This window comes from Lautropia dentalis, from assembly GCF_003892345.1.
GTDB classification, from domain to species: domain Bacteria; phylum Pseudomonadota; class Gammaproteobacteria; order Burkholderiales; family Burkholderiaceae_E; genus Lautropia; species Lautropia dentalis.
In genome coordinates this window covers 884,333-907,467 of sequence record NZ_RRUE01000002.1, presented here as the reverse complement: position 1 = coordinate 907,467, position 23,135 = coordinate 884,333, and the positions used below count along the sequence as shown (strand labels likewise).

Annotated in this window: 12 protein-coding genes; 5 read left to right on the top strand and 7 right to left on the bottom strand. The window is 66.6% G+C overall.

Annotated elements, in window-relative coordinates:
- The first annotated feature begins 222 nt into the window (after positions 1-222).
- The 5 genes from rpoH (at position 223) to EHV23_RS11630 (ending at position 13,357) form a co-directional block, all read left to right on the top strand.
- Positions 223-1,119 (top strand): RNA polymerase sigma factor RpoH, encoded by an 897-nt coding sequence (gene rpoH / locus EHV23_RS11655; RefSeq protein ID WP_125096230.1) that lies wholly within the window; start codon positions 223-225, stop codon positions 1,117-1,119.
- 728 nt (positions 1,120-1,847) lie between these two features.
- Positions 1,848-4,319: an Ig-like domain-containing protein gene (locus EHV23_RS11645; protein WP_125096228.1), complete on the top strand. Its 2,472-nt coding sequence runs from the start codon at positions 1,848-1,850 to the stop codon at positions 4,317-4,319.
- 525 nt (positions 4,320-4,844) lie between these two features.
- Positions 4,845-7,589: an Ig-like domain-containing protein gene (locus tag EHV23_RS11640; protein WP_125096227.1), complete on the top strand. Its 2,745-nt coding sequence runs from the start codon at positions 4,845-4,847 to the stop codon at positions 7,587-7,589.
- 764 nt (positions 7,590-8,353) lie between these two features.
- Entirely contained in the window at positions 8,354-12,073 is a 3,720-nt protein-coding gene (locus EHV23_RS11635) for an Ig-like domain-containing protein (protein WP_125096226.1), read from the top strand.
- Between the two features lie 198 nt (positions 12,074-12,271).
- The gene (locus EHV23_RS11630; protein ID WP_125096225.1) at positions 12,272-13,357 is read left to right on the top strand and encodes a DUF4351 domain-containing protein; all 1,086 of its coding nucleotides are present in this window, start codon (positions 12,272-12,274) and stop codon (positions 13,355-13,357) included.
- Positions 13,358-13,377: 20 nt separating this feature from the next.
- On the opposite strand, the gene EHV23_RS11625 is transcribed toward EHV23_RS11630, so the two are convergent.
- The 7 genes from EHV23_RS11625 to EHV23_RS15305 form a co-directional block, all read right to left on the bottom strand.
- A complete protein-coding gene (locus tag EHV23_RS11625) occupies positions 13,378-15,219 on the bottom strand; it encodes an OmpA family protein (protein ID WP_125096224.1) in 1,842 nt (613 codons plus the stop codon).
- 12 nt (positions 15,220-15,231) lie between these two features.
- Positions 15,232-17,430 (bottom strand): hypothetical protein, encoded by a 2,199-nt coding sequence (locus EHV23_RS11620; protein ID WP_125096223.1) that lies wholly within the window; start codon positions 17,428-17,430, stop codon positions 15,232-15,234.
- 446 nt (positions 17,431-17,876) lie between these two features.
- Positions 17,877-18,527 (bottom strand): SCO family protein, encoded by a 651-nt coding sequence (locus tag EHV23_RS11615; RefSeq protein ID WP_125096222.1) that lies wholly within the window; start codon positions 18,525-18,527, stop codon positions 17,877-17,879.
- Between the two features lie 449 nt (positions 18,528-18,976).
- The gene (gene cyoE, locus EHV23_RS11610) at positions 18,977-19,873 is read right to left on the bottom strand and encodes a heme o synthase (RefSeq protein WP_125096221.1); all 897 of its coding nucleotides are present in this window, start codon (positions 19,871-19,873) and stop codon (positions 18,977-18,979) included.
- Positions 19,874-19,887: 14 nt separating this feature from the next.
- On the bottom strand, positions 19,888-21,453 hold the full coding sequence (locus tag EHV23_RS15310) for a COX15/CtaA family protein (RefSeq protein ID WP_158615955.1): 1,566 nt from the start codon (positions 21,451-21,453) through the stop codon (positions 19,888-19,890).
- Positions 21,450-21,740 (bottom strand): cytochrome c oxidase subunit II, encoded by a 291-nt coding sequence (locus tag EHV23_RS11600; protein WP_125096220.1) that lies wholly within the window; start codon positions 21,738-21,740, stop codon positions 21,450-21,452. The genes EHV23_RS15310 and EHV23_RS11600 overlap by 4 nt, the downstream gene beginning before the upstream one ends.
- On the bottom strand, positions 21,737-22,621 hold the full coding sequence (locus tag EHV23_RS15305) for a methyltransferase domain-containing protein (RefSeq protein ID WP_158615954.1): 885 nt from the start codon (positions 22,619-22,621) through the stop codon (positions 21,737-21,739). Before EHV23_RS15305 ends, EHV23_RS11600 begins: the two co-directional genes overlap by 4 nt.
- Positions 22,622-23,135: the final 514 nt, after the last annotated feature.

The window sequence follows — 23,135 nt, the reverse complement described above, 5'->3', positions numbered from 1 at the left end:
TTGCCGGGGTTTTTTTTGAGGCCGCGTGTAATGAACGTCCGGTCAACAACGACGAAACAGGGAACGGGACGCTTTCGGGTCAACCTGTCCAGCCGGGGAGACGTTGATGCCCCACATGACTTGACAGGGAGCACCGTTTTACTGCAGCAAAAAATTCTGGCACTCTCTTGACAGTAGTGCTAGTATCTAACTCGTTGGTCATTTATTGGAGATTCCGCCTCGATGACGACTCACTCCGTTGCACTTGCCCCCCGCCACTCCGGTGCCGTTGCACATGCTGTGCCGTCACTGGGCAATCTGGACGCCTACATCTCTGCCGTCAATCGCCTGCCGATGCTGACGGCCGAGCAGGAGTCCCGTCTGGCGCGCCGGTTCAAGGAGCATCAGGACGTCGATGCTGCCCGCGAGCTGGTGACCTCCCATCTGCGGCTGGTGGTGTCGGTGGCCCGCCAGTATCTGGGCTATGGCCTGCCGCATGCCGACCTGATCCAGGAAGGCAACATCGGCCTGATGAAGGCGGTCAAGCGCTTCGACCCGGACCGTTCGGTACGGCTGGTGTCGTTTGCCCTGCACTGGATCAAGGCCGAGATCCACGAGTACATCCTGAAGAACTGGCGGCTGGTGAAGGTGGCCACCACCAAGGCCCAGCGCAAGCTGTTCTTCAACCTGCGCTCGATGAAGAAGGATCTGGACACGCTCACGCCCGAGGCGGTAACCGACATTGCCGACCAGCTCAACGTGCGCGAGAAGGACGTGCTGGAAATGGAAACCCGCATGACCGGGCAGGAAATGACGCTGGAACCGCAGGGCGAGGACGAGAACGGCACGGGCTTCGGTCCGGCCGCCTGGCTGGCCGCGCCGAACAGCGAGCCAACGGAGATCATCGAGGGCCAGCAGCGCGACTGGCTGCACACCGAGGGTCTGAGCAACGCCTTGGCCAGGCTGGACGACCGCAGCCGCAACATCGTCGAATCGCGCTGGCTGCGTGACGAGGACGAGGGAGGCGCACGTACGCTGCAGGATCTGGCCAACGAGTATGGCGTGTCGGCCGAGCGCATTCGCCAGATCGAGGCACAGGCCATGAAGAAGATGCGCGCCGCACTGGCCGAATACGCCTGATGCAGCGAAGCTGACGGTTCCGGGGGCGCCCGCCCCCGGCGGAAAATCCGCAGGACGCTTGCAGAGGCGGCTACCAGGCCCGCTACCGGGGGATGACGTGTCCCCCGGCAGCGGGCTTTTTTGCGTGATGGGCGCAATCGCGCAGCACAGGGCACAGGGCACAGGGCACAGGGCACAGGGCACAGGGCACAGGGCACAAGGGCACAAGGGCACAAGGGCACAAGGGCACAGGGCAGCAGGACACAGCAGCGCACAGAGCAGCAGGACCGCCAGGGGATAGGATTGGCCGGTGACGGTGACAGGTATACGGCACACTGAGGCTGCGAACCGCCAGAACAGGCAGCACGGGCTCTGTCAGACACGCTGGCCGGCCCACCAGCAGGAAAGTCGGAAAACCGGACGGAGAACACGTGCCAAAAATGACACAAAACGGCACACGGCGCGTTAACATCCGGATCTGTTGCCAGAAAACAGCAGACTGACCAGCGGTCCACACAGGCCGACGGGCGGCACCCGCACGGGCCGGAAAACGGCACCCCCACGTGTCCCGCAACCGGGCAAGCGTGGCTCCGGCGGGCATTCCCGGCTGGGGCCGGGCCATAGTAGCCCCGCAGCCGGCGAGCGTGGCCCCGGCCGCGACGCCGGCTGCCTGGGTGGGTCACGGGGCTGGTGCGTTTCCGTTCAGCCTGTGTACGCGTCTTCATTTTCCGCTTCGACTTCCAACTTCCATGGCTCTCGTTATCGAAACCCGTTCCGCCCAGGGTGATGTCTCGCGTACTGCCGTTCGTGCCGGCACCAAACGGTTGACCGTACGCCCGGGCGATGTGTTCCGGCTCTATGACAACACCACGGGCAAGGCCCCCGAAGGCACCGAAGTCCGGCAGCTGGACAACAGCATCGTGATCGACCACCTGAACGGTGACGGCGCTGGCACCTCGACGGTGGTGCTCTCCGGCTTCTACAGTTCGTGCAGCGTGAGCACGCCCTGCCACCTGCAGCTGCCGGCCAGCGACAACGGCATGATCGACATCACCGCCTCCACACCCGTGGCCGACGCCCGGCCCGATGGTTCGTTCGTGCTCCATGCCCCCGGCATGAGCGCGGCGGCCGTGGCTGCCACCTCGGCCGTCGGCAGCGGCATCGGCGCAGCCGGTGGGGAAGCGGCCGGAGCGGCCGGCACAGGCGCTGCAGGTACGGCCGGCGCTGCCGCGGATTCCGCCGTGCTGTCGGGCAAGGGACTGGCCGATGCCGGCGGGGCGGGGGCCGGCGGGAAGCACGGCGCGACCGATACAGGGTCCAGCAGGGGCTACGGTGCGGGCCCGGACACCGGCGTGGACACAGGCACGGCGGGCCGGGAGGCGGATACGGCCGGCAATGGCCATGAACCGTTCATCAACGAATCGTCACGGCCGATCATCTATGGTGTGGGCGGTGCTGCCGTCCTGGGTCTGGCACTGGCCGGCGGGGGTGGCGGCGGCGGTGGAGATGCACCGGCTCCGGCGCCCGGCGCGGGAGCAGCAGGAACCACACCCACCCTGCCCGCCCCCACGCCCTCTGCTCCGGCGGCCCCCACGGTACCGCCATCGACGGTGGACCCGAAGTTTGTGGTGACGCACTCGTCCGTGGCCAAGGGCAAGCTGCCCACGCTCACGGGGACCGGCACCGCCGGGGCCACGGTGAAGATCGATGTGGATGTGACCGGCGACAAGACGGTGGACGCCACCTACACGACGACGGTCGACGCCGCAGGTGCATGGAAGGCCGATCTGGCCACGCTGAAACCCACGACGGGCACCCTCCCTGCAGGCGGGCTGAGCAGCAACACCAGCCTGACCCTGACCGAAACGGCCGGTGCCACCACGGCCACGCTACCGGCCTTCAACCTGACGGCCGACGATGCCCCCCCCAAGGCCCCCACGATCTCTCCGGTGGCGGCCGACAACCTGATCAGCGCTGCCGAGGCAACCCAGCCGCTGGCCATCGGAGGCACGGGTGATCCGGACAGCCTGATCAAGATGACCTTTGGCGGCCAGACCTACGAAACCACCGTGGGCGCCAACGGGGCCTGGCTGGTCAATGTGCCTTCGGCGGCCATTCCCGCCACGGGCGAGGCCACCGTGTCGGTTACGGCCAGCGATCTGGCCGGCAATGTTTCCACGGCCACCACCCAGGCCGTGACAGTGGACAAGACGCCGCCGGTCGCCCCCATCGTGCAGTACACGGGCGGCACGGACAACTATGTGAATGCCGCGGAAAAGGCGGCCGGCACCACCATCTCCGGCACGGCCGAGGCCAACAGCACCGTGAAGGTCACGGTGGGCGAGATCAGCCACGAGGCCAAGGCAGGGGCCGACGGCAAGTGGAGTGTGGCCTTTGCGGGCGCCGAGCTGCCGGCAGCCGACGGTTCGTATGTGGTGTCGGCCACGGCCACCGACGCAGCGGGCAACGCATCCGTGCCCAGTGCCGGGGTACCGGCCATGGTGGTCGATACCAAGGCGCCGTCCATCACGGATGTACATGCAGGTGGCAACGACCGCGTACGCCAGGGGCTTCCCTTCACGGTAACGGGCAAGGCCGAGGCGGGTTCGAAGATCGATGTGATCTACACGCGCGGCGACGGCGGCAAGGTCCCGCACGCCGGCACGGCACCCGACGGAACGGGCGATGACGTGGCATGGTCGGTGCCGGTGTTCGTGGCCTACAGCACGTCGCTGGGGGCCACGCAGCAGTCGCTGCAGGTCACGGCCACGGACAAGGCGGGCAACGTCACCACCATCGAGCACAAGTTCGTCGTGCTGGGTACGCTGTCGCTGTTCGGGGCGGGCGAAGCACAAACCACCGAGGCGGCAGGCACCACGATCAAGAGCCTCGACGGCACGGATGGGCACACAGCCGGTCTGGACGCTGTGCAGGCCGCCGGCATGGGCAACCCGTCCAGTGCGGACACGCTGCTGGCCAGCACCGCGGACAAAGCGACCAGTGCAACGGGTGCGACGGGCATCACGGCCAGCCAGACGATCACGCTGAAGACCCATGATCTGCTGGATGCCGGGTCGCCGAAAGTGGAAGGCGCCCTGCCGTCGGCCACGCAGGGAGCGCATGGCGCCAGTGCAGAGGCTACCGCCAGCGCATCCAGCACCTGGCACGGCACATCGCCGGCCCAGCAGGTGAGCACCCTGCTGTCGCAGGAGGAGCCGTAGGGGCTGACGCTGCACTGAGCATTCCCCGCGAAGGACAGGGCGCAGGGACGGGCCCTTTGCCCGCCATTTGTAACAGGCGGCCGCCGATGACGCCGTTACACACCGGCAGGCGGCGGCGACACCCCGGCCAACCGTAACAAGCCGTCACGAAATGCACATAAAAACGGTGGCTGGCGCGTGCCACAATTGGCTGTTTCAATACAGGCTTTTTTGACAAACGGTCAATCCTGTCTGCCGGATGCCACCCTTCTGTATGTTCGGGGCATCATCCGGCAGTGCAGGGCTGTGGCAACTGTGGTTTACGGCACACTGGGGTACCCGGTGCACCTGCATCAGCGGTGCGCCCCTGTCGAGGTATCCAGCCTGTCTGGTGCGCCCGGCATCCTGCAGATCTGCAACGCCCCCTGGGCGAATGCCAGCCCGGCCCCGTGAGGATTGGTCCGTTGGGAACGGGTCTGTCCGGTACCGCCCAGGAGGCAGGTGCTGGCCAGACCGTTCTTCAGCCCACGAGGAATAAACAGGACAATGGCAGCCAGACTGAATATCCAGCGTACGGGAGATGGCGGGGTCGAGCATCTGCAGCTCAAGCCCGGCAAGAACAGCTTCAAGGTCGTCCCCGGCCGGCAGTTCAAGATCCAGGATCCGGACGGCAACCAGATCGACCCCAACCAGCTGCGTGTCCTGCAGGTGGACAACGACCTGATCATCGAGAACATTCCGGTGGAAGGTGGCGGCGAGCCGGCCACGCTGACGCTGGAAGGCTACTACCTGATCTGCAGCGCCTCGGACCGCTGCGAGGTCAGCGTGGGCGGAGCCGATGTGGGCGATGGTGGCGAGGAGCAGGCCGATTCCGGGCTGCTGGGCTCGACCGAGCAGCCCACGGTGCTGGCTGATGTCGATACCAAGCCGCTGGGCGCCCTGTCCGACGGCACCTTCGTGCTGCACGACACCTCGTTCCAGGCCCCCGAAGCGCCCGCCACCGAAGACTTTCCGATCCGTCCCGTGCTCTACGGCCTGGGTGGCGCCGCGGTGCTGGGTCTGGCGCTGTCGGGTGGCAGTGGCAGCGGCGACCCCTCCGGTGCCCCCAATCTGGGTGATGTGCCGCTGGCGCTCAAATCCGCCACGTCGTTCAACAACCGTCACCCCACCATTTCCGGCACGGCCAAACCGGGCACGGTGGTCACGCTGCGACTGGACACCGACGGTGACCAGCGCGAGAACGTCACCTATCAGGCCACGGCCGATGCCAACGGCAACTGGAATGTGGACCTGCAGTCGGCCACACCGGCCACCGGGACGCTGCCGGCCACGGGCCTGTCGGACAGCAACACGCTGGAAGTGTCCGGTGCACTGAACGGTGTGCAGGGCGCCGCCCTGCCCGTCGTGACACTGACCTACGACAACACCCCGCCCGCCAAGGCCGAGATTGCCGCCATCAGCGACGACAACATCGTGACGGCCGCCGAGAAGGCTGCCGGTGTGGCCATTTCGGGTACGGCCGAGGCCAACGGTACCGTGGAAGTGAAAGTGGGCAACACCACCAAGCTGGCCGCCGTGGATGCCGAAGGCAAGTGGACGACCACGCTGAGTGCCGCCGAGCTGCCGGCAGCCGATGGCTCCTACACAGTGACCGCCACGGCCATCGATGCCGCTGGCAACCGGGGGCCTGCCGCCACCACACCGCTCACGGTGCACACCAACAGCACGGCGCCGGTGATTTCCCCCATCACCGCCGACAACACCATCAATGCGGCCGAAGCCGCAGCCGGTGTGAAGCTGCAGGGTTCGGCCGAGGCCGGTTCGAAGGTGGAGCTGAACTTCGGCACCAACAAGCTCACCGCCACGGCCGATGCCAATGGCCACTGGGAGGTGACCTCGCCTGCAACCAACATTCCGGACGGCAAACACGTCCTGACCGCCACGGTGACCTCTCCGGCCGGTGCCACGGCCACGGCCACACACGAGTACACGGTGGACAAGACCGCTCCGGGCAAGGCCACCAACATCAAGCTGGACGGCGGCGACAACACCATCACCGCCGCCGAGGCCAAGGACGGTGTGCACTTCACCGGCAATGCCGAAGCAGGCGCCACCGTGTCGGTGACCTGGAACGGGCACACCCACACGGCCACGGTGGGCAGCGGGGGCACCTGGGACGTGCAGTTCCAGCCGGCCGACATGCCCAAGCCGGCGGCAGGCCAGAAGGCCTCCAGCACCTATTCGGTCACCGTGACCGACGTAGCCGGCAACGCCGGTGCGGCAGAAACAGCAGCCGTGACCGTCGAAGGAGCGCCGGCACCGGCCATTCAGCCTTCGCCCAGCGCCCCCACACCGGCGCCAACCCCGACACCCACGCCCACCCCGAGTCCCGCGCCGGCCCCGGGAACGGATGACGGCACGGGGGGGACGACAACCCCCGGCACAGGTGGCACCACCACACCGGGCACCGGCGGCGGCACAACCACGCCAGGCACTGGCGGTGGTACCACGACACCAGGCACCGGTGGTGGCACGACCACACCAGGCACCGGCGACGACACGACGACGCCGACACCTGCACCCACGCCTGCGCCGACCCCAACGCCGACACCCACACCAACGCCCACGCCAACCCCGGCACCATCGCCGGGTACAGGCGACGACACGACGACCCCGAGCCCGGCACCGACCACCCCTGCGCCCACCACCCCGGGCACCGGAACGGGCGGTGATGACACAACCACCACACCGGGGACGGGAACAGGTACTGGTACAGGCACCGGGACAGGTACCGGCACCGGGACGGGCACGGGCACGACCACCACGACGGACACGGATGCTGCGGCCGCAACGGCCACCGACAGTGCCGCCACGCCTGCAACGACCCCCGCTGCAACCCCTGCCGCGACAGCCACCACGGCAGGTACGGCCACCGCATCCACCGTGGCCACCGGCAGCAGCAAGTCGCTGGCCACGAAGTCGCTGGGTGCATCGCATACCGACAACGACACGGCCGACCACAGCCATGACGCAAGCCCGGCTTCAGGCACGAGCAGCCACAGTCATGAGGCAAACCCGGCGTCGTCGGCCAGCAAGGCCCTGACGCTGGAGGATCTGACCAGCCATGGTCAGGACAGCCACGCCATGCCGGCCACCTCGGCCATTGCGCAGACACCCGCGCCAACAGCACCGCCGCCGGCGCCTGCGGCCGCCTCGACCACCGCAACCACATCCAGTCTGGACAACCTGCTCGGCACCCAGCCGCTGGACCAGCATCACCCGACGGTGTAAGGGGCGCCCCCCGGAAACAGGTTCCGTTTTTCGGGGGGCCCCGGCCCGGGCGACGGCCTCCACCCGTGTGGATGCTGTCGCCCGCGGGGGGAGCCTCTGCAAAAATCTGCGAGCGAAAATCTGCGGGCGCTTTGGACCCAGGATCGGGATGAGCCAGAAGGCGCCCTGGCGGCACTAGCAGGGCCATTGCCGCCAAATGGCAACGCACTGGATCGCCCGGGCAGGGAGACCAAAGTGCCGCAGGGCCTTTGCAGAGGCACGCTTCACTCACATCAGGGCGACGCAGTGCTGCAAACATGCTGGACATCTCCAGCCCCCTCGACCCGGCTTCCTGCCGGGTTTTTTTGTGCCCGCCGCCCGGCGGGTCATGAGAGGAAACAGACGGTCCACCAGGCACGCGCAACGTCTCCATAAAACAACGAATGCCGGACAAACTGACACGTCAGGGCGTACGCTTCCCCTGTTGCAGTGTCAGATATGCAGGCGCGTGTAAACTGTTTTGCTACGCTTGCAACACGGAGACACATGCCGTCCGGCTGTCCCAGGGGCGCGGCCGTCGGGTCTCCACGGGGTTCCCTGCGCCATTCCCAATGGCGGGGGCACCCCGTTTTGCACGTTCCCGGACAGCAGCGTTTCGGCCACGGTGTGAACCACCAGACATTCACATTTCCGTCGCGACGGACCACACCGCAACGCCCTCCGGATTTCCCTGACCCCATTCCCCATCCCTTGATCCAGGCACTTTTGGCAGCAGGAAAGGCACCATGGCACGACTTGACATTCAGAGAACACACGACGGCAGTGTCGAACATCTGCAGCTCAGGCCCGGCGAGAACCGTGTGCTGGTGCGACCCGGACAGCAGTTCCGCCTGAACCGGGCCGACGTGGACCCCGAACAGCTGCGCGTGCTGAAGGTCGACAGTGACCTGGTGATCGAGGGCATTCCGGCTAAGGCGGCAGGTACTGCTGCCGCGGCGGCCGAAGGGGCCGGCGAGGGTGCAGCCTCCGAAGCCAGCAGCATCGTCCTGGAAGGCTACTACCGCATCTGCAGCGCCTCCGACCGCTGCACCGTGAGCGTGGACGACGGTACGGCCAGCGCCGAAGCCGTGGCCAGCGGCGAACTGGGTAGCACCGGCCAGGTGCTGGCCGACGTAAGCACCCAGCCGCTGGGCGCCCTGCCGGACGGCAACTTCGTGCTGTACGACCCCAGCTTCGAGGCCCCCATCCTGCCCATGCTGGGCGATGGCTCGGCCAAACCCCTGCTGTATGGCCTGGGTGGCGCGGCCGTGCTGGGTCTGGCCCTGGGCGGTGGTGGTGGCGGCGGCGGTGACAGTGGCCTGCCACCGCAGGGCAACATCTCGCTGACGCTCAAGAGTGGTGCCTACTTCAACACGCGCTTCCCCACCATTTCCGGCACGGCACAGCCAGGCTCGGAAGTGCAGCTGCGCATCGACACCGACGGTGACCAGCGCGCCAACGTCACCTACACCACCACGTCGGACACCTCCGGCAACTGGGCGGTGAATCTGCAGACCGCCAAACCCAGCGCCGGCGAACTGCCGGCCACCGGCCTGGCCGACAGCAACACCATGGAAGTGGTGGGCATGCACAACGGGGTGCAGAGCATCCTGCCGCAGACCACCATGACCTTCGACAACACGCCGCCGGCCGAAGCGGAGATCTCGCCCATTGCGGACGACAACATCATTACCGGCGGCGAACGTGACAAGGGCGTGACCTTCTCCGGCACCTCCGAAGCCAATGGGTCGGTGGAGCTGAAGGTGGGTACGCTGGCGCCCCGGCTGGTGGCGGTGGGCGCCGATGGCAAATGGAGTGCCACGCTGGGCAAGGCCGACCTGCCCGAAGCCGACGGCGACTACACAGTGACGGTGACCTCGCTGGATGCCGCCGGCAACCGCGGCCCGGAAGCCACCACGAAGATCACGATGAACACCTCCGGCAAGCAGGCCATCATCGGCCAGATTGCCGGCACCGACGACACCGTCAACGCCGCCGAGGCCGGCCAGCCGATCAGGATTGCGGGGGTGGCCGAGGCCGGTGCCAAACTGAAGCTCAGCATCATCGACAGCAACAAGCAGGTTACCGAACTGCCGGGAGAGGCCACCGCCGACGCCAATGGCGCGTGGAACGCCGACATCACCCTGCCCGCCACGCTGACCGACGGCCAGTACACACTGTCGGTCACCAGCACCAACGCCCTGGGCAACACCGCCACCGGCACCCGCGCATTCACGGTGGACAAGACGGCGCCCAACCCGGTGGCCAACCTGAAGGTGGAAGGCGGCGACACCATCATCACCAGCCAGGAAGCGAAGAGCGGTGTGGACATCACCGGGACGGCCGAGGCAGGTGCCAAGGTGACGGTAACGGTGGCCGGAGGCAAGACACAGACCGCCACGGCCGGCGCCAATGGGACGTGGAAGGTAACACTGCACGACACGGACCTGCCCACGCTGGGCAAGGGCCAGACTGTACCCGGCAAACTGACCATCACGGCCGAGGACAAGGCGGGCAACATCAGCCAGCCGGTGGAACAGGCGCTGACACTGGAGGGGGCGCCGGTGGATGCGGCCACCCCGAAAATCAACACGCCCGGCGCCCTGGCAGATGGCTGGCTGAATGCAGATGATGCCAAGGTACCGATGCAACTGAGCGGGACGGCTGGTGCGGGAGATACGGTGAAGCTGTCCATCGGCGGCTTTGCGCTGCCTGATGTCAAAGCCCAGGCCAATAGTACCTGGGAAGCCACTGTTCCCGCGTCGGTACTGGGCCGGATTGCCGATGGCGCGGGTAAAGAAATTACCGCCTCGGCGGTGACGGCGCAGGGGGGTACGTCCACGGGGGCCAGCAAGGTGACCTTCAATGTGGACAAGACGCCTCCGACACTGTCCTCCATCACCGCAGACGACGGCACAGATATCACGGCCGAAGAAGCAGCCAACGGTGTCACCTTCAGTGGCACGACGGAAGAGGGTTCAACCCTGTCCGGCACGTGGAATGGCAAGCCCATTCCCGATTTCCAGGCCGGCCCGGGGGGGACGTGGCAGTTTGTCGTCAATGCCAGCGACATGCCGAAACCGGCAGCAGGCACCACGGCCAATGCAACCTTCAGTGTCACGGCAACCGATGCAGCGGGCAACAAGAGTGCCGCCCCGGTCTCACTGGAGGTCACCGTTCACGGGGGCGTGGCCCCGCTGGGAGCCACCACCATCAAGGGGCCGCTGACGGATGACAATATCATCAACTCGAAAGAGGACGACAAGATCAGCGTTTCCGGGACGGCGCAGGCAGGCGCAAACATCGAATTGAGAGCCGACACGGTTGGCGGCAAAGTACTGGGTACGGGCAAAGCCGGCGCCAACGGACAGTGGACAATTGACAATGTAGGACTGTCCGATGAAAAACTGCTGCCCGATGGCCCTCACAAGCTGGTGGCCGTCGCTACCATTACAGGGAATCCTGGCACATCGACGGTGGAGCACACGTTCAACATTGACCGGGTGGTGGATCTGCCCAAAGTGACTTCCTTCAACGGGCATCCCAGCGATGTGATCACGGACACCGAACGGAAAAACGGCATTGTTTTGGCCGGCACCGGCGAACCGAACTCGACGCTTTCCCTCAGGCTTGGCGACGAGCTTCAGGCGGGCATCCCGGTAAATGGCGCAGGCAACTGGACCTCCAAGGAATTCACCAAGATCCCGGAAGCTAGCACGGGCAGATCTCAGCCATACACTTACACCTTCACAACCGCTACCGACGCAGCGGACAACACGCAAACCGGTCTGGGCAGTGGGAAAATTACCGTTCAGGGGCCAACGCAGACAGCCACACCCGCATCCCCTGCCCCAAATACCACCACGACGCCCGCAGGCACGCGCAGCACCACGGCCAGCAGCCTCACCACCGACGATGAAGGCAGTGTTGCAAACGGCCCGGACGATACAGGGACCGCTGCAGCAGGAACCGCAGCATCGGGGGCTGCCAGCGCAGGCACGGCTGGCGCAGGAAGCACCACTTCCGCCGGTGCTGCAGCAACCACCAGTCCGGCCACAGGCAGCAGCGCGGATAACGCGGCAGACGCGACGGTCCCCGGAGCTGCTGGAACCAACAGCGCCACACCGGATACCGCAGCCGACGCCCCGGCCAGCACCGGCCCGACCGTTGCCGGGAAGTCCCTGTCCGGCAGTGGCACTACGGCCCTCGCAGGCAACCACGGCAGCAGCAAACTGTCACTTTCCGATCTGCTGGACCAGGGAAGCCACGATATGCCGGAGCTGCAGGGGGCACCATCCGCAGGCCAGAGCGCGGCTTCGACAGCGGCAGCTTCCTCCTCGGCTGCCGTGACCAGCACCACCGCGGGCGCCGGCGAAACAGGATCGACCATCGTCAGCAATCCGGTGGCCACGGTGAACACCCTGCTGGCCAGCCAGCAGCCGTGGGAGCATCAGCCGACGGTTTGATGCGGCGGAGGTGATGTGCTGAAGCAACACATCGGCATGCTGCTGCCGTTTGTCTTGCTGCAATGGCATGGGGGTTCATGACGCAATGGCCATCTGGCCTAGGCCAGATGGGCACCGCGTAGCAGGCGCACTCCCCTGCCCCGTTGCGTGCTGATGAAATGCCCAGGTCGGAACACCGCCCGGATCCGGGCTTTCATCATGGGCATCCACCACAAACCTGAATCTCATCAGGTACGCCGCAGCCGTCATGGCCCACGCGGCCGGTCAGCGCTGGGCAGGCAGCTGGCCCGAAAGCGAGCTTCCTCACGCCGTCGTGCCCAGGGCCGGCAGCCCATCAGCCACGACCAGAACTTCAAGAACCTGATCCTCGACTTCCCGCGTCAGGCGCTGGCCTTCTTCCTGCCGCAGGAACGGATCCCGCTGGACGACAGCGTTGTGGTCAGACCCATCCGCCAGGAAGCGTCGAAGCTGCGCTTCTGGCACCGCAACCTGATCATGGACACACCCTTGCGGGTGGAGTGGCCCGATGGCGAGCGTGAGCCGCTGATCGTATTGCTGGAAGAGGACACGGTAACGTCACGCTTCGATCCGCTGCGCCTGCACGAGTATCTGGCACGCCTGATGCGTCAGGAGAAGACGCAGCGCGTGGTGGTGGTTGTGATCTTTCTGCGACGTGGCAAAATCGAAAGGGCTCTGGTGGCCGCGGGGGACCACACCCAGACGCTGAAGTTCACCTGGGTTCCCTGCGAGCTGGCCGGCATGCAGGCGGCAGACTTTGCCGGCAGCTCCAACATCGTGGCCCGGCTGGTGTCGGTCTGCATGCAGTATCCGTCCGACAGGGCATCACGGGTGCGGGTGTACGGTCAGGCGGTGCAGGGGCTGCTGACGCTGGTGGCGGCCCCGGATCTGCAGCGCAAGTACCTTGATTTTATTGAGGATTACCTCACACTGGACGCCAGCGAGTGGCATCTGTACGAACAGCTTTACCCAACGGAGAACAGGAAGATGGGTGCATTCATGCAACGGTGGCTGGAGAAGGGGCGGCAGGAAGGGATTCTGCTGGGGACGGAGCGGGGGATCGAGATAGGCGAAGCACGCGGCGAAGAGCGTGGCCGTCTGAGCGGGCTGCGCGATACCGTGGCGAGGCAGCTGACCCTGCGCTTCGGGCCACTGGATGCAGCTACGCAGCAGAAACTCGAGCAGGCCAGTCCTGAACAGCTGGATCACTGGGCGGAGGCCCTGCTGACGGCCGGTACGCTGGAGGAGGTATTCCGGCTGCAGTAATCCGCAGCCGGCAACCCTCCTCACCCCACCCGGATATCCACCCGCCGGGCGCGCTGCTGGGCGGCCTTGCTCTTCGCTGCCCTGGATTTGGTCTGGCCAGCCCCCACCACGGTGATGCGTGCGGAGGAAAAGCCCCCGGCGGCGATGGCGCCGGCCACGGCGCGGGCGCGGCGCTCGGAGAGGCTCTGGTTGGCGGCGGCGGAATCACGCGGGTCGGCATGGCCGGTCACGCGCACCCAGGCGGTCTTGCCCAGGCAGGCGCCGAGGTTGCGCAGGCGGCGGCGCTCGGCAGCGGTCAGCGTGGCGGTGTTGCTGCTGAAGTAAACCGGGGCCGACAGCGCGCTCACCGATTTGCAGTTGCCTGCAGCTGCAGTTTTGCTGCTGCTCCTGCCTGCGGCATCTTCCCGGGCGGCCAGACGTTTGGCCGAGGCGACATCCTTCGAGCTGGAATTCCTGGCGGATGCACTGCCGTCATCAGCCGTCTTGCCGGACGCTGCGGCGCGACGGGCATCGGCCCGTTTTTCTGCCGCAGTTTTCTTCGCTTCGGCACGTTTTTCTGCAACCGTTTTCTTCGCCCCGGCGCGTTTCCCGGCGGCAGCATTCTTTGCCTCGGCACGCAGCTGGGCGCGGGTTTTGCGCGGCTCATCATCGCTGGCAGCCGTGCCGGCGGCTGCCTGGGTCGTTCCGTTCCGGGCATTGCGTGCGTCGGCCTGGCTCACGCCGTTTCGGGCGTTGCGGGCGTCGGCCTGACTCACACCGTTTCGGGTGTTGCGGGCGTCAGCCTGGGCCGCACTGCCTCGGGCATTGCGGGTATCGGCCTGGCCCCGGGCGTCACCAGCCAGGGCCACACGGTAGCCGTCGGGCACCTGGGCGTGGATGAGGTTGACGCTTTCGCGGGCCTGGGCGGGGTTGCCGGTGGTGTCGACCAGTTCGACCACATCACCACGGACACGCAGTTCGGCAAGGTTGCGCTCGCGCATCAGGGCCACGAGGGCGGTGAGCTGGGGCTCCCAGCGGGCGGCGGCGTGCGGGTCGACGCGCTGCAGGCGCAGGTTGCCGTTGACGGATACATCACGGGCGCCCAGCCGGATGGCGTTCATCCACTGGTTGCGGGTGGCGTCATCGGGCACGCCGCCGGTGAGGCGGATGGCGCCGCTGGCATCCTGGGTAATGGCAAAGGACGGGGCACCGGGCAGCTCGATCATGCTGTCGCCGGTGGCGGGCTGCGGGGCTACGTCGTCATCGTGCAGGACGGATTCGCCGCCCGGCGTGCCCGCCCCGGCATCAGCCACACCGGGGCCTGCCATGCCGGAGGATGCCTGGGCACCCGACGCAGCCTTCCCTGCCGGCGCACCTGTGGATGCGGCACCATTTCCGGCACGGCTGCCCTGCTGTGCGCCCCCGGCGCCCAGCCCCTGGATATCGATCATGCCGTTGCCGGACGGGTCTTCGGGCAGGGTCTGTGCGCCCTGGTTGCTGGCAGTCCCCTGTTCGGCAGCACCCTTGCCCTGGGTACCATGACCGGCAACCTGGAAGGTGACGCTCTCGGTATGGGTACCGGAACGTGAGCCCGCCTCGCCGGAGGCAGCCTGGGCAGGCTGGTTGCTGCCCGATGGAGTGCCTGCCTGCGATCCGGCCGGCGGGGCACCTGTCTGCTGACCGGCTGCAGCCTGCTGGTTGCCTGCCTGCGTGGTGGCCGAAGGATCGCTACCGGCATCGGCCTGCTGCGGCTGTGTGTCAGCCTCGTTGCCGGTGAGGCCGAAGAAGGCCAGCAGCAGCAGGAAGAACAGCAGGACGCCAACCTTCACCGAGGTGAAGCGGCGCACGGACTCGGGGGGATGGAGTGGCGTGGGTGCTGGCATGGCAGACCTGCGTCAGGAACGTGTCGAAGTGCTGGAATGCTCGTTGAGCACGTGGGCGTCGGAAACTTCGCCGGCATGCTGCTGCCAGTCCGCGTCTTCGACGGCTTCGGCGGCTACGCGTTCGACGTTGCGCTGGCGCGGGTTGATGAAGACGGAAGACAGGGGCTCGGCATCGGCCTCTCCTTCGTATTCATCGCCGGCGTCGGATTCCCAGAAAACGTTTTCCTGTTCGAGCGAGGCTTCGATGGTGACGGGTGGGGGCTCTGCGGCGCCGTTCCCGGCGCTCGCGTCTGTGGCGACGGTGTCGTGACCCGAATGTGCGGCGGCGGCAACGGCTTGCTGATCGACGGCCAGGACGCTGGCGGCTTCGGCCAGCAGGGCGTCGGCCTGGGCCAGTTCGCCGGCAATATCTGACGCTTCAGCTTCGGTCTGTGTGCGCAGGGACGAGGTCGGGAAGGGGTCATCCAGTCCCGGAGTGCGGGTTCCATGCCCGGCTGCAGCCCTCTCTGCGGCCTCGTCGTGTGCGTGGCCGGAGGCGCCACTATAGGAGGTTCCGCTGTAGGACGTACCAGTGTAGCCACCGGTGGCGTAGCTGCTGGCGTGGGCCGGGTGGCTGTGTTCCTGCGGTACGCCAGACTGGGCATACCCTTCAGCGGCACCGGCGTCTGGCCCACTGGAGGCTTCCGTGGACGATGTGGATCCGGCCGGTGCATCGACAGACGTATCGACTGCTGCATCGACAGACGTCCCGGCGGTTGCATCGGCGGACGTTTCAGCGGCTGCATCCACGGCCGGCTGTGCACCGGTGGCGGCATGACCCGTGGCCAGGCCCGTTGCCACCGCGGCGGCAGCCATGGCGGCAGGTGCCGGGGTTTCGTCACCATCGGCACCCGTCCCTGCAGGAGCGCTGGTTCCGGACTGGCCATCGGTGCTCGCACTGCCCTGACCGTCGGACGAATCATCAGCCTGCCCTTCCGTCTGTACTGCCCCGGCATCATGCTCAGGTTGTGCGGCAACGGTGTCAGTGGCGACAGAGCCGGAGTTCTCGACGGTTGCAGCGTTCTCAGCAGTTGTGGCGTTCTCAGCGGCTGCAGCGTTTTCAGCTGTCGCAGCACTTCCAGCAGCTGCGGCGTTTCCAACGGTTACAGCATCTCCAGCAGCGGCAGCGCTGGCGGCACCAGAGACTGCGGCAGCAGCGTCTGGGGCTGGGGCTGGGGCTGGGGCTGGGGTAGCAGTATCTGGTGCTGCGGCAGCAGTGCCAGCCCCCGCCACGCCCGACGAGCGCTGCATGGCTTCGAGCAGGCTCTGGGTCACGTCGTCGCGGTGCTCACCCTTCAGTTCGGCCTGCAGGCGGTCGAGCGTCACCCAGTCTTCGGCCAGGTACGCGTTGGCCTGTTCGGCCCAGCTGAGCGGGTTGGCCAGGGCCAGGCGCGAACCGGCGCCTTCGAGCAGGCGGGTGAGTTCGCCGATGGAACTTTCGGCCAGGCGTTCGAAGTTGCGGATGCCGGCGTTTTTCAGCAGTTCGGCGGCCTTGTCGTCGATGCCGACCAGAGCCTGCAGGCGGTCACGCCCCTCGTCGGTGCGATAGTGCTGCCGCAGCAGGTGCTTGACGGCCTCGAAGCTGCCGGCGTCACGGGCAATGCGGTTGGCGTGGTAGTTGACCGAGGCTTCGCGGTCGGCCACGTCGTGTTCGCGGCTGAGGATGCGGCCTTCCCAGCTCTGCATGGCCTCTTCGCGGTTGGTGACGACGGCCACGCGGCGCGCCAGTTCGGCTTCGGTGTTCTCGAGGGTGTCGAGACGGCGGTTGTAGTTGACTTCCTTGGTGCGCAGCTGGTCGCCACGGGTAGCGATTTCCTTCTCCCGCTCGTTGAGGGTCAGGCCCATGCGGTCGAGGTCGGCCCGCCGCTTCTCGATGGCCTGTTCGACGCGGGAGAGATCGTCGGAGCGCTCTTCGACACGGCGTGCCTGCTGCAGCAGTTCGGCGTCACGGCTGGCCAGCGAGGCCTGCAGGTCGGACATCTCCTTTTCGCGCAGGCGCAGGGTGGACTGGCGATGGCCCATTTCGGTCTGCTGGGCGTTCAGGGCGGCTTCCTGCTGGGCCAGTGCCTCGGCCTCGGCCTGGGCCTTCCTGCGCCAGTAGAGGTAATCAATGGCGAATTCGATGGCCCAGCCAAGCAGCAAACCCAGGACAAGCCAACCCAGTGCGTTCATGCGAGAAAGCCTCCGGCCCCGTGCTGCGCGCGTGGCACGGGTTCAGTGGAAAGAATGAGTGAATGGGGAAGCACCCACACGGGCCATGACGGGAGACTCCACAGAGGGTTCCGTGGCAGGCCCGGTCGTGGTGTGTGCGGTGCGTCAAAACAACAGTCGTGCGCCAGGCGGCATGCGGCAAAAGCCACAGATCGGCCCCGGATGGCCGCCGAACGGCCAGCAGGCGGCTTTCCGGGCGTTTCTGCCCCCCGAAACCCGGGGGGCTGACCCCTGAAAACACGCAAAGGCGCTGTCCGCAGGCCCGAATGGCACACGCCCATCAGAATACCAGCAAGGGGCGGGGCTTTGCGACCGCGATACACATGCGTTACGCAATGGTGCTCCCTGCGGCACTCCCTGCGCACATTGTTTTGGAACCGAATGAGCAGGATCGGAGTGAGCCCGGATCAGGCGGCGATCAGCTGCTTCAGGTCGCTGACGATGTCGGGCACGGCGTCGGTGTAGCGCACCAGCAGGCGCAGCTTGCCGTCCTTGTCGATGACATAGGATGCGGCCGTATGATCCAGTGTGTAACTGGAGCCGTCCTGGTTCGGAACCTTCTGGTAGAAGACGCGGAACTCGCGTGCGGCCTTTTTGGTGGCGGCCGGGTCGCCGCGCAGGCCGATGAAGGAGGGGTCGAACGAGGGCACGTAGGCCTGCATGACCTCGGCGGTGTCGCGCTCGGGGTCGAGGGTGACGAACACCACGTCGAGTTTGTCTCCATCCTTGCCGAGGGCTTCCTTGATTTCCTTGGCCTTGAGCAGGGTGGTGGGGCAGATGTCCGGACACTGGGTGAAGCCGAAGAACAGCAGCACGACTTTGCCCTTGAAGGTGTCGAGGCTGACCGGCTTGCCGGTGGCGGTGTTGGTGAGATCCAGCGACTTGCCGTAGTCGGCGCCATCGAGATCGGTGGACTTGAAGTTCATCTGCGGCGCCTGCCGGTTGCAGCCGGCCAGCAGCAGGGGGCTGCCGACGGCCAGGGCAACGGCAGCAGCGCCGGTGCGCAGCAGGTGGCGGCGCGAGGCGGGGGCGGTGATCGGGAACGGTGAGGTTTTCATGGCTGGGTTGTCTGGGGGGCAGCAGGGGCGCCTGTGAGCCCCGGTACGCTACTGGAGTGCGTCATGAATGCATCGCCTGCACGGGCATGAAGTTGAGACTGGGCGGCGAGATCGGCATGTCCGTCATGAATCTGGCCCGCGCGGGAATGAATGCGTTCATGACACGCTCTAAACGGCAGGCACCCGGTTTTGGTGTACCACGCATCCGGCACATTCTGGAACACTCTGCTCACGATGTCACGTTCGGGCAGGACGGGCGGCCTGGGCGCCCCCTTTTCCTGCCCGGCCGGATGACCGTCTGCAACGACGGGGCACAACGCTTTCGCCACGGTGCCCGCCCCTGAAACCCCGGAATGGCAACCGCCTCCGTCTGCCCAACGCGCCTCACCTTCCCTGGCCAGTCATGGAAAAGGCGGCCTGAGCAGACCCCACGGGCCGGGATACCAGACTCAGAGATAGTGATCGACCAGCATGGCACCGAACAGCAGGGCCAGGTACAGGATGGAATAGCCGAAGGTCTTGCGGGAGATGGCGTCGGTGTAGTGGCGCCAGACCTGCCAGGCGAGCGCCAGGAAGATGCCGTCGAGCACCACGGCCGAAGCCAGGTAGAAGCGGCCGCTCATGCCGATGGCAAAGGGCAGCAGGGTGACTGCCGTGAGCAGCACGGTGTAGAGCAGGACGTTGAGCCGGGTGAAGGCCGCGCCGTGGGTGACCGGCAGCATGGGCAGGCCGGAGCGGCGGTAGTCGGCGGCACGGTAGAGCGCCAGTGCCCAGAAGTGCGGCGGCGTCCAGACGAAGATGATGAGGAACATCACCACGGCCGGTGCTGTGATTTCGTCGGTGACGGCCACCCAGCCGAGCAGCGGCGGCATGGCCCCCGAGGCCCCGCCGATGACGATGTTCTGCGGCGTGCGCGGCTTGAGCAGCACGGTGTAGACAATGGCATAGCCCACGAAGGTGGCCAGCGTGAGCACCATGGTGAGCGGATTGACGAACAGGTGCAGCAGCAGCGCCCCCGTGACGCCCAGCGCCAGAAAGAAGCAGACCATGCCGGTGTTGCCGACATCACCACTGGCCGAACCACGGTGGGCGGTACGCCACATGACGGCATCGATGCCGCGCTCGACGAAGCAGTTGAAGACGAAGCCGGCCGCCGCCAGCAGGCCGATGCCGGCGGTACCCGCCAGCAGGGTACGCCACGAGACGCTCTCGCCTTCGGTGGTGGCCATGAACATGCCGATCATGGCGCAGAAGACGGCCAGCAGCACGATGCGTGGCTTGGTGAGAACGTAATACTGGCGTGCGACACGGGCCAGCGACTGTTGGCGGGTGGCAGATAGATACACGGCGTCAATCCGGGTCAGGTAAGGTCTGCTGTGCCGCGGCGATCGGCTTCAGGAGACTGGGATGACGGCAAAAGACCGGCGGCATGATGTGCGCGAAAGTCTATCATGAAGATAATACCGACCAGCCCGGCCGCGCCCGCGGTATGCGCCAGCGCCGCGACGAGCGGCCAGTCCAGAAAGACGTTCGCCAGCCCGGTGATGAACTGGGCCAACAGTACGGCCGCCAGCAGGCGCGCCAGCCGTTCCAGCCCATGCAGCCGCCACAGGCGCCAGGCCAGCACGCCCGCCAGGGCGAACACGACGTAGGCCATCAGCCGGTGCATGTAGTGGATGCCGGTGAGGGCCTGATACTCCAGCGGTTCGCCATCGGCCTGGGTACCCAGCGGCCGCCACAGCTCGAAGCCCGAGGCCAGATCCATGTCGGGCCAGAGGCTGCCGTGGCACAGCGGAAAATCCTCGCAGCCGAGCGCCGCATAGTTGCTGCTCACCCAGCCCCCCAGCAGCAGCTGGGCGATCAGCAGCACCAGCAGGAGCCGCGACCAGCCAGCCAGCGGCGCGGCAGACGGCGTGACCACGGGTTGCGGCTGCACGCGGTTCTGCTGTGCCATCAGTGCCATGAAGAGAATCTGCGCGCCCAGCAGGTGGGCGGTGACCACCACCGGCATCAGCCGCAGGGTGACGGTCCACATGCCGAACAGCCCCTGCAGGATGATCCACACCAGCGTGAAGACGGCCAGCACCACAGAGGGAGCAAAGCTGCCGTCGGCATAGCGGATCTCTCCGAAGCGGTGACGGTTCAAACGCCCTGCCGCATGCCTTGTGACGGCCAAGGCGCTTGCCTGACGTTCGGTGGCAGACCCATCTGCCACGGAGGGGGCGCCTGTCCGGGCAAGGTTGCCTTCCGCGGCGCCTCCGGCACCCGGTGCCACGCGGTCACCCGCTTCCACAGGACTTTCCGCTGCCACACGGCCACTCACTGCACATGATTCAGAATTATTTATTCTGTCCAGCCGCCGCCAGCGTACCGTCAGCCACAGCAGGACAATCACCAGCAGCCCGAGGCCACTGGCGATGTAGCGATGCAGCATTTCCACCCACGCCTTGAAGACGGTGACCGGCCCGTCGGGCAGCATGGCCACTTCGGCCGCGATGTGCTCGGCAGCGCCGTGCGGGGTGACGTGACCATAGCAGCCCGGCCAGTCGGGGCAGCCCAGGCCGGCATCGACGAGGCGCACGAAGGCGCCGAAGATGATCAGGTCGAAGGTGAGAAACAGGGTGATGGACAGCAGCCGGCGGTAGCGGCGGCGCAGGCGGGTCAGGCGATCACCGGTGCCCTGCCCGTCCGTTCTGCCGGAAAGCCCGGGCTGGGTCGTGTCGCCGGAAGGCCTGGGCCGGGCCACACAGCCGGAAGGCCCGGGTTGGACCGCATCGCCGGAAGGCCCGGACTGGGCCGCGCCGCCGGAGGAAGACACACCGTTACAGGGCTGCACGCGCCCAGCGGGTTCGGCCTGTTCGCTGGCCCGCATCGCCCCATCGGCCTGGGTGCCTGTCGTGGACGACAGAGGCGTCCTTCCCTTCATGCCGCCCGTCCGGCCAGCCATTCGGCCACCACCCACCAGCCCAGCCCGATGATCATCAGCATCGGCGTGAGCACCCAGAGCACTTCGGCCAGCAGCGCACGACGGTCGCGCCCCCTGTCAGCCTGGGTGGGACGGTCGCGTCCCGTGCTGGCCTGGGTGCGCAGGCGATGGCGCACCGTCACGAAGAAAATGGCGGCGCAGGTGGCTGCGCCCACGGCCACGCCGATCCACAGCAGCAGGCCCTGCAGGCCGCCCGGTGCGGCGGCAGTAACAACGTCAGGCGTCATCGGCTGATCTTCCCCTTGCGGATGATGTTGATGGGCGACAGGCCATCGCTGCGCACCTTCCAGGCCGGCACCCAGGCGTGGCCAAAGACCAGCTCGATGGTCAGTGACGGCGCCATCCGGCCCAGCGATGGCGCCGGAAAACCCAGCGCGGCCATGTCGGCCTTCAGCCCCTCGGCCGACTGGTAGCCGAGCTTCAGGTGCTCGGTGTCCATCACGGGTTCGGCGAAGCCGTTTTCCATCAGGGCGTCGCCCCAGTCGTGCATGTCCTGAAACGACGGCCACTGGCCGGCCACGGCAAAGCGGTTCTCGGCCGAGGAATCCGGCTGGGAGGCCCGAAGCTCGCGGCAGGTATCGACCCCGAAGGCCGACAGCGCCAGCAGCCCGTTGGGACGCAGCACCCGGTAGCACTCCTTCAGTACGGCCAGCGGATCGTCGAACCAGTGAAACACCAGGCTGGACCAGATCACGTCCACGCTGCTGGCGGCCAGCGGCAGGCGGTGCGCGTCGGCGCCGATCCAGCGGGGCGAGGGTATGGCGTCGGCCTGGTGCTCACCCCGGGCGCGAATGCGGTTGAGCAGCCCGCGCAGCCCCCGGCGGGCCCGCACGTCCAGCGTCCGACGCTCGATGAGCGGCTGTTCGGCCATGTCCAGTGCCAGCAGCGTGGCACCGGGGAAGCGGCGCGCCAGCGCAGGCAGCGAGCGGCCCAGCCCACAGCCCAGGTCGAGCACGGTCTGCACCTGATCGAGCCGCATCGGTTCCAGCCGCTCGACCAGCCGGCGCTCGACATCGGCCAGCAGGAAGTCTGCCCGGCTCTCGCCCGAACGCCTGTCGTTGAAGGCCCGGCGTACGGCCAGACGATCTAGTCCTGATGGCTTAAGCATGATGGCGAGTATAGAAGAAGCTTCCTCGCGTCCGGAAGCGGGGAGCGGCAGGATGCGGCCTCGGCGTGTGCAGGACGTGTTGTTCCCTCCCTTCCTTGGGCGCATGCAGGACAAGGCGGGCGACTGCGCGAACCAGCGGCTGCGCAGAACATGTCCGCCCTGCCTGCGCTGAAAGGTCTGTGGCGGCGGTAACCGGGACAGCGTTCGCATCGCGTCACGGCTGCACTCATCCAGACGCAGCAGTCTGTGCACGTGCATCCGGACATGGTCATGCTGGGAACGCCTCCAGATGGGTGCGCCTCTCCGAGGGACATGCACCTTTGGATGGGTGTGCGTCTTTCGATAGGCATCCTTTTGATTGCATTGTAATGTTGCATTTTTCATTCTGGAGCATGTCGTGAACAGGGTTGACCCCGACAAATCCCCTGGAAACCTGCAGGAACGGACAGCCAGGCCCCAGAACGAAGGGGCTCCGACGCTCCAAAACGGCCAGGCAGCCGGACTGCGAAACGAC

Excerpts from the sequence above, each read along its gene's own strand:
- rpoH (WP_125096230.1), top strand. The coding sequence starts at position 223 with ATGACGACTCACTCCGTTGCACTTGCCCCCCGCCACTCCGGTGCCGTT.
- EHV23_RS11645 (WP_125096228.1), top strand. The coding sequence starts at position 1,848 with ATGGCTCTCGTTATCGAAACCCGTTCCGCCCAGGGTGATGTCTCGCGT.
- EHV23_RS11640 (WP_125096227.1), top strand. The coding sequence starts at position 4,845 with ATGGCAGCCAGACTGAATATCCAGCGTACGGGAGATGGCGGGGTCGAG.
- EHV23_RS11635 (WP_125096226.1), top strand. The coding sequence starts at position 8,354 with ATGGCACGACTTGACATTCAGAGAACACACGACGGCAGTGTCGAACAT.
- EHV23_RS11630 (WP_125096225.1), top strand. The coding sequence starts at position 12,272 with ATGGGCATCCACCACAAACCTGAATCTCATCAGGTACGCCGCAGCCGT.
- EHV23_RS11625 (WP_125096224.1), bottom strand. The coding sequence starts at position 15,219 with ATGCCAGCACCCACGCCACTCCATCCCCCCGAGTCCGTGCGCCGCTTC.
- EHV23_RS11620 (WP_125096223.1), bottom strand. The coding sequence starts at position 17,430 with ATGAACGCACTGGGTTGGCTTGTCCTGGGTTTGCTGCTTGGCTGGGCC.
- EHV23_RS11615 (WP_125096222.1), bottom strand. The coding sequence starts at position 18,527 with ATGAAAACCTCACCGTTCCCGATCACCGCCCCCGCCTCGCGCCGCCAC.
- EHV23_RS15310 (WP_158615955.1), bottom strand. The coding sequence starts at position 21,453 with ATGAAGGGAAGGACGCCTCTGTCGTCCACGACAGGCACCCAGGCCGAT.
- EHV23_RS11600 (WP_125096220.1), bottom strand. The coding sequence starts at position 21,740 with ATGACGCCTGACGTTGTTACTGCCGCCGCACCGGGCGGCCTGCAGGGC.
- EHV23_RS15305 (WP_158615954.1), bottom strand. The coding sequence starts at position 22,621 with ATGCTTAAGCCATCAGGACTAGATCGTCTGGCCGTACGCCGGGCCTTC.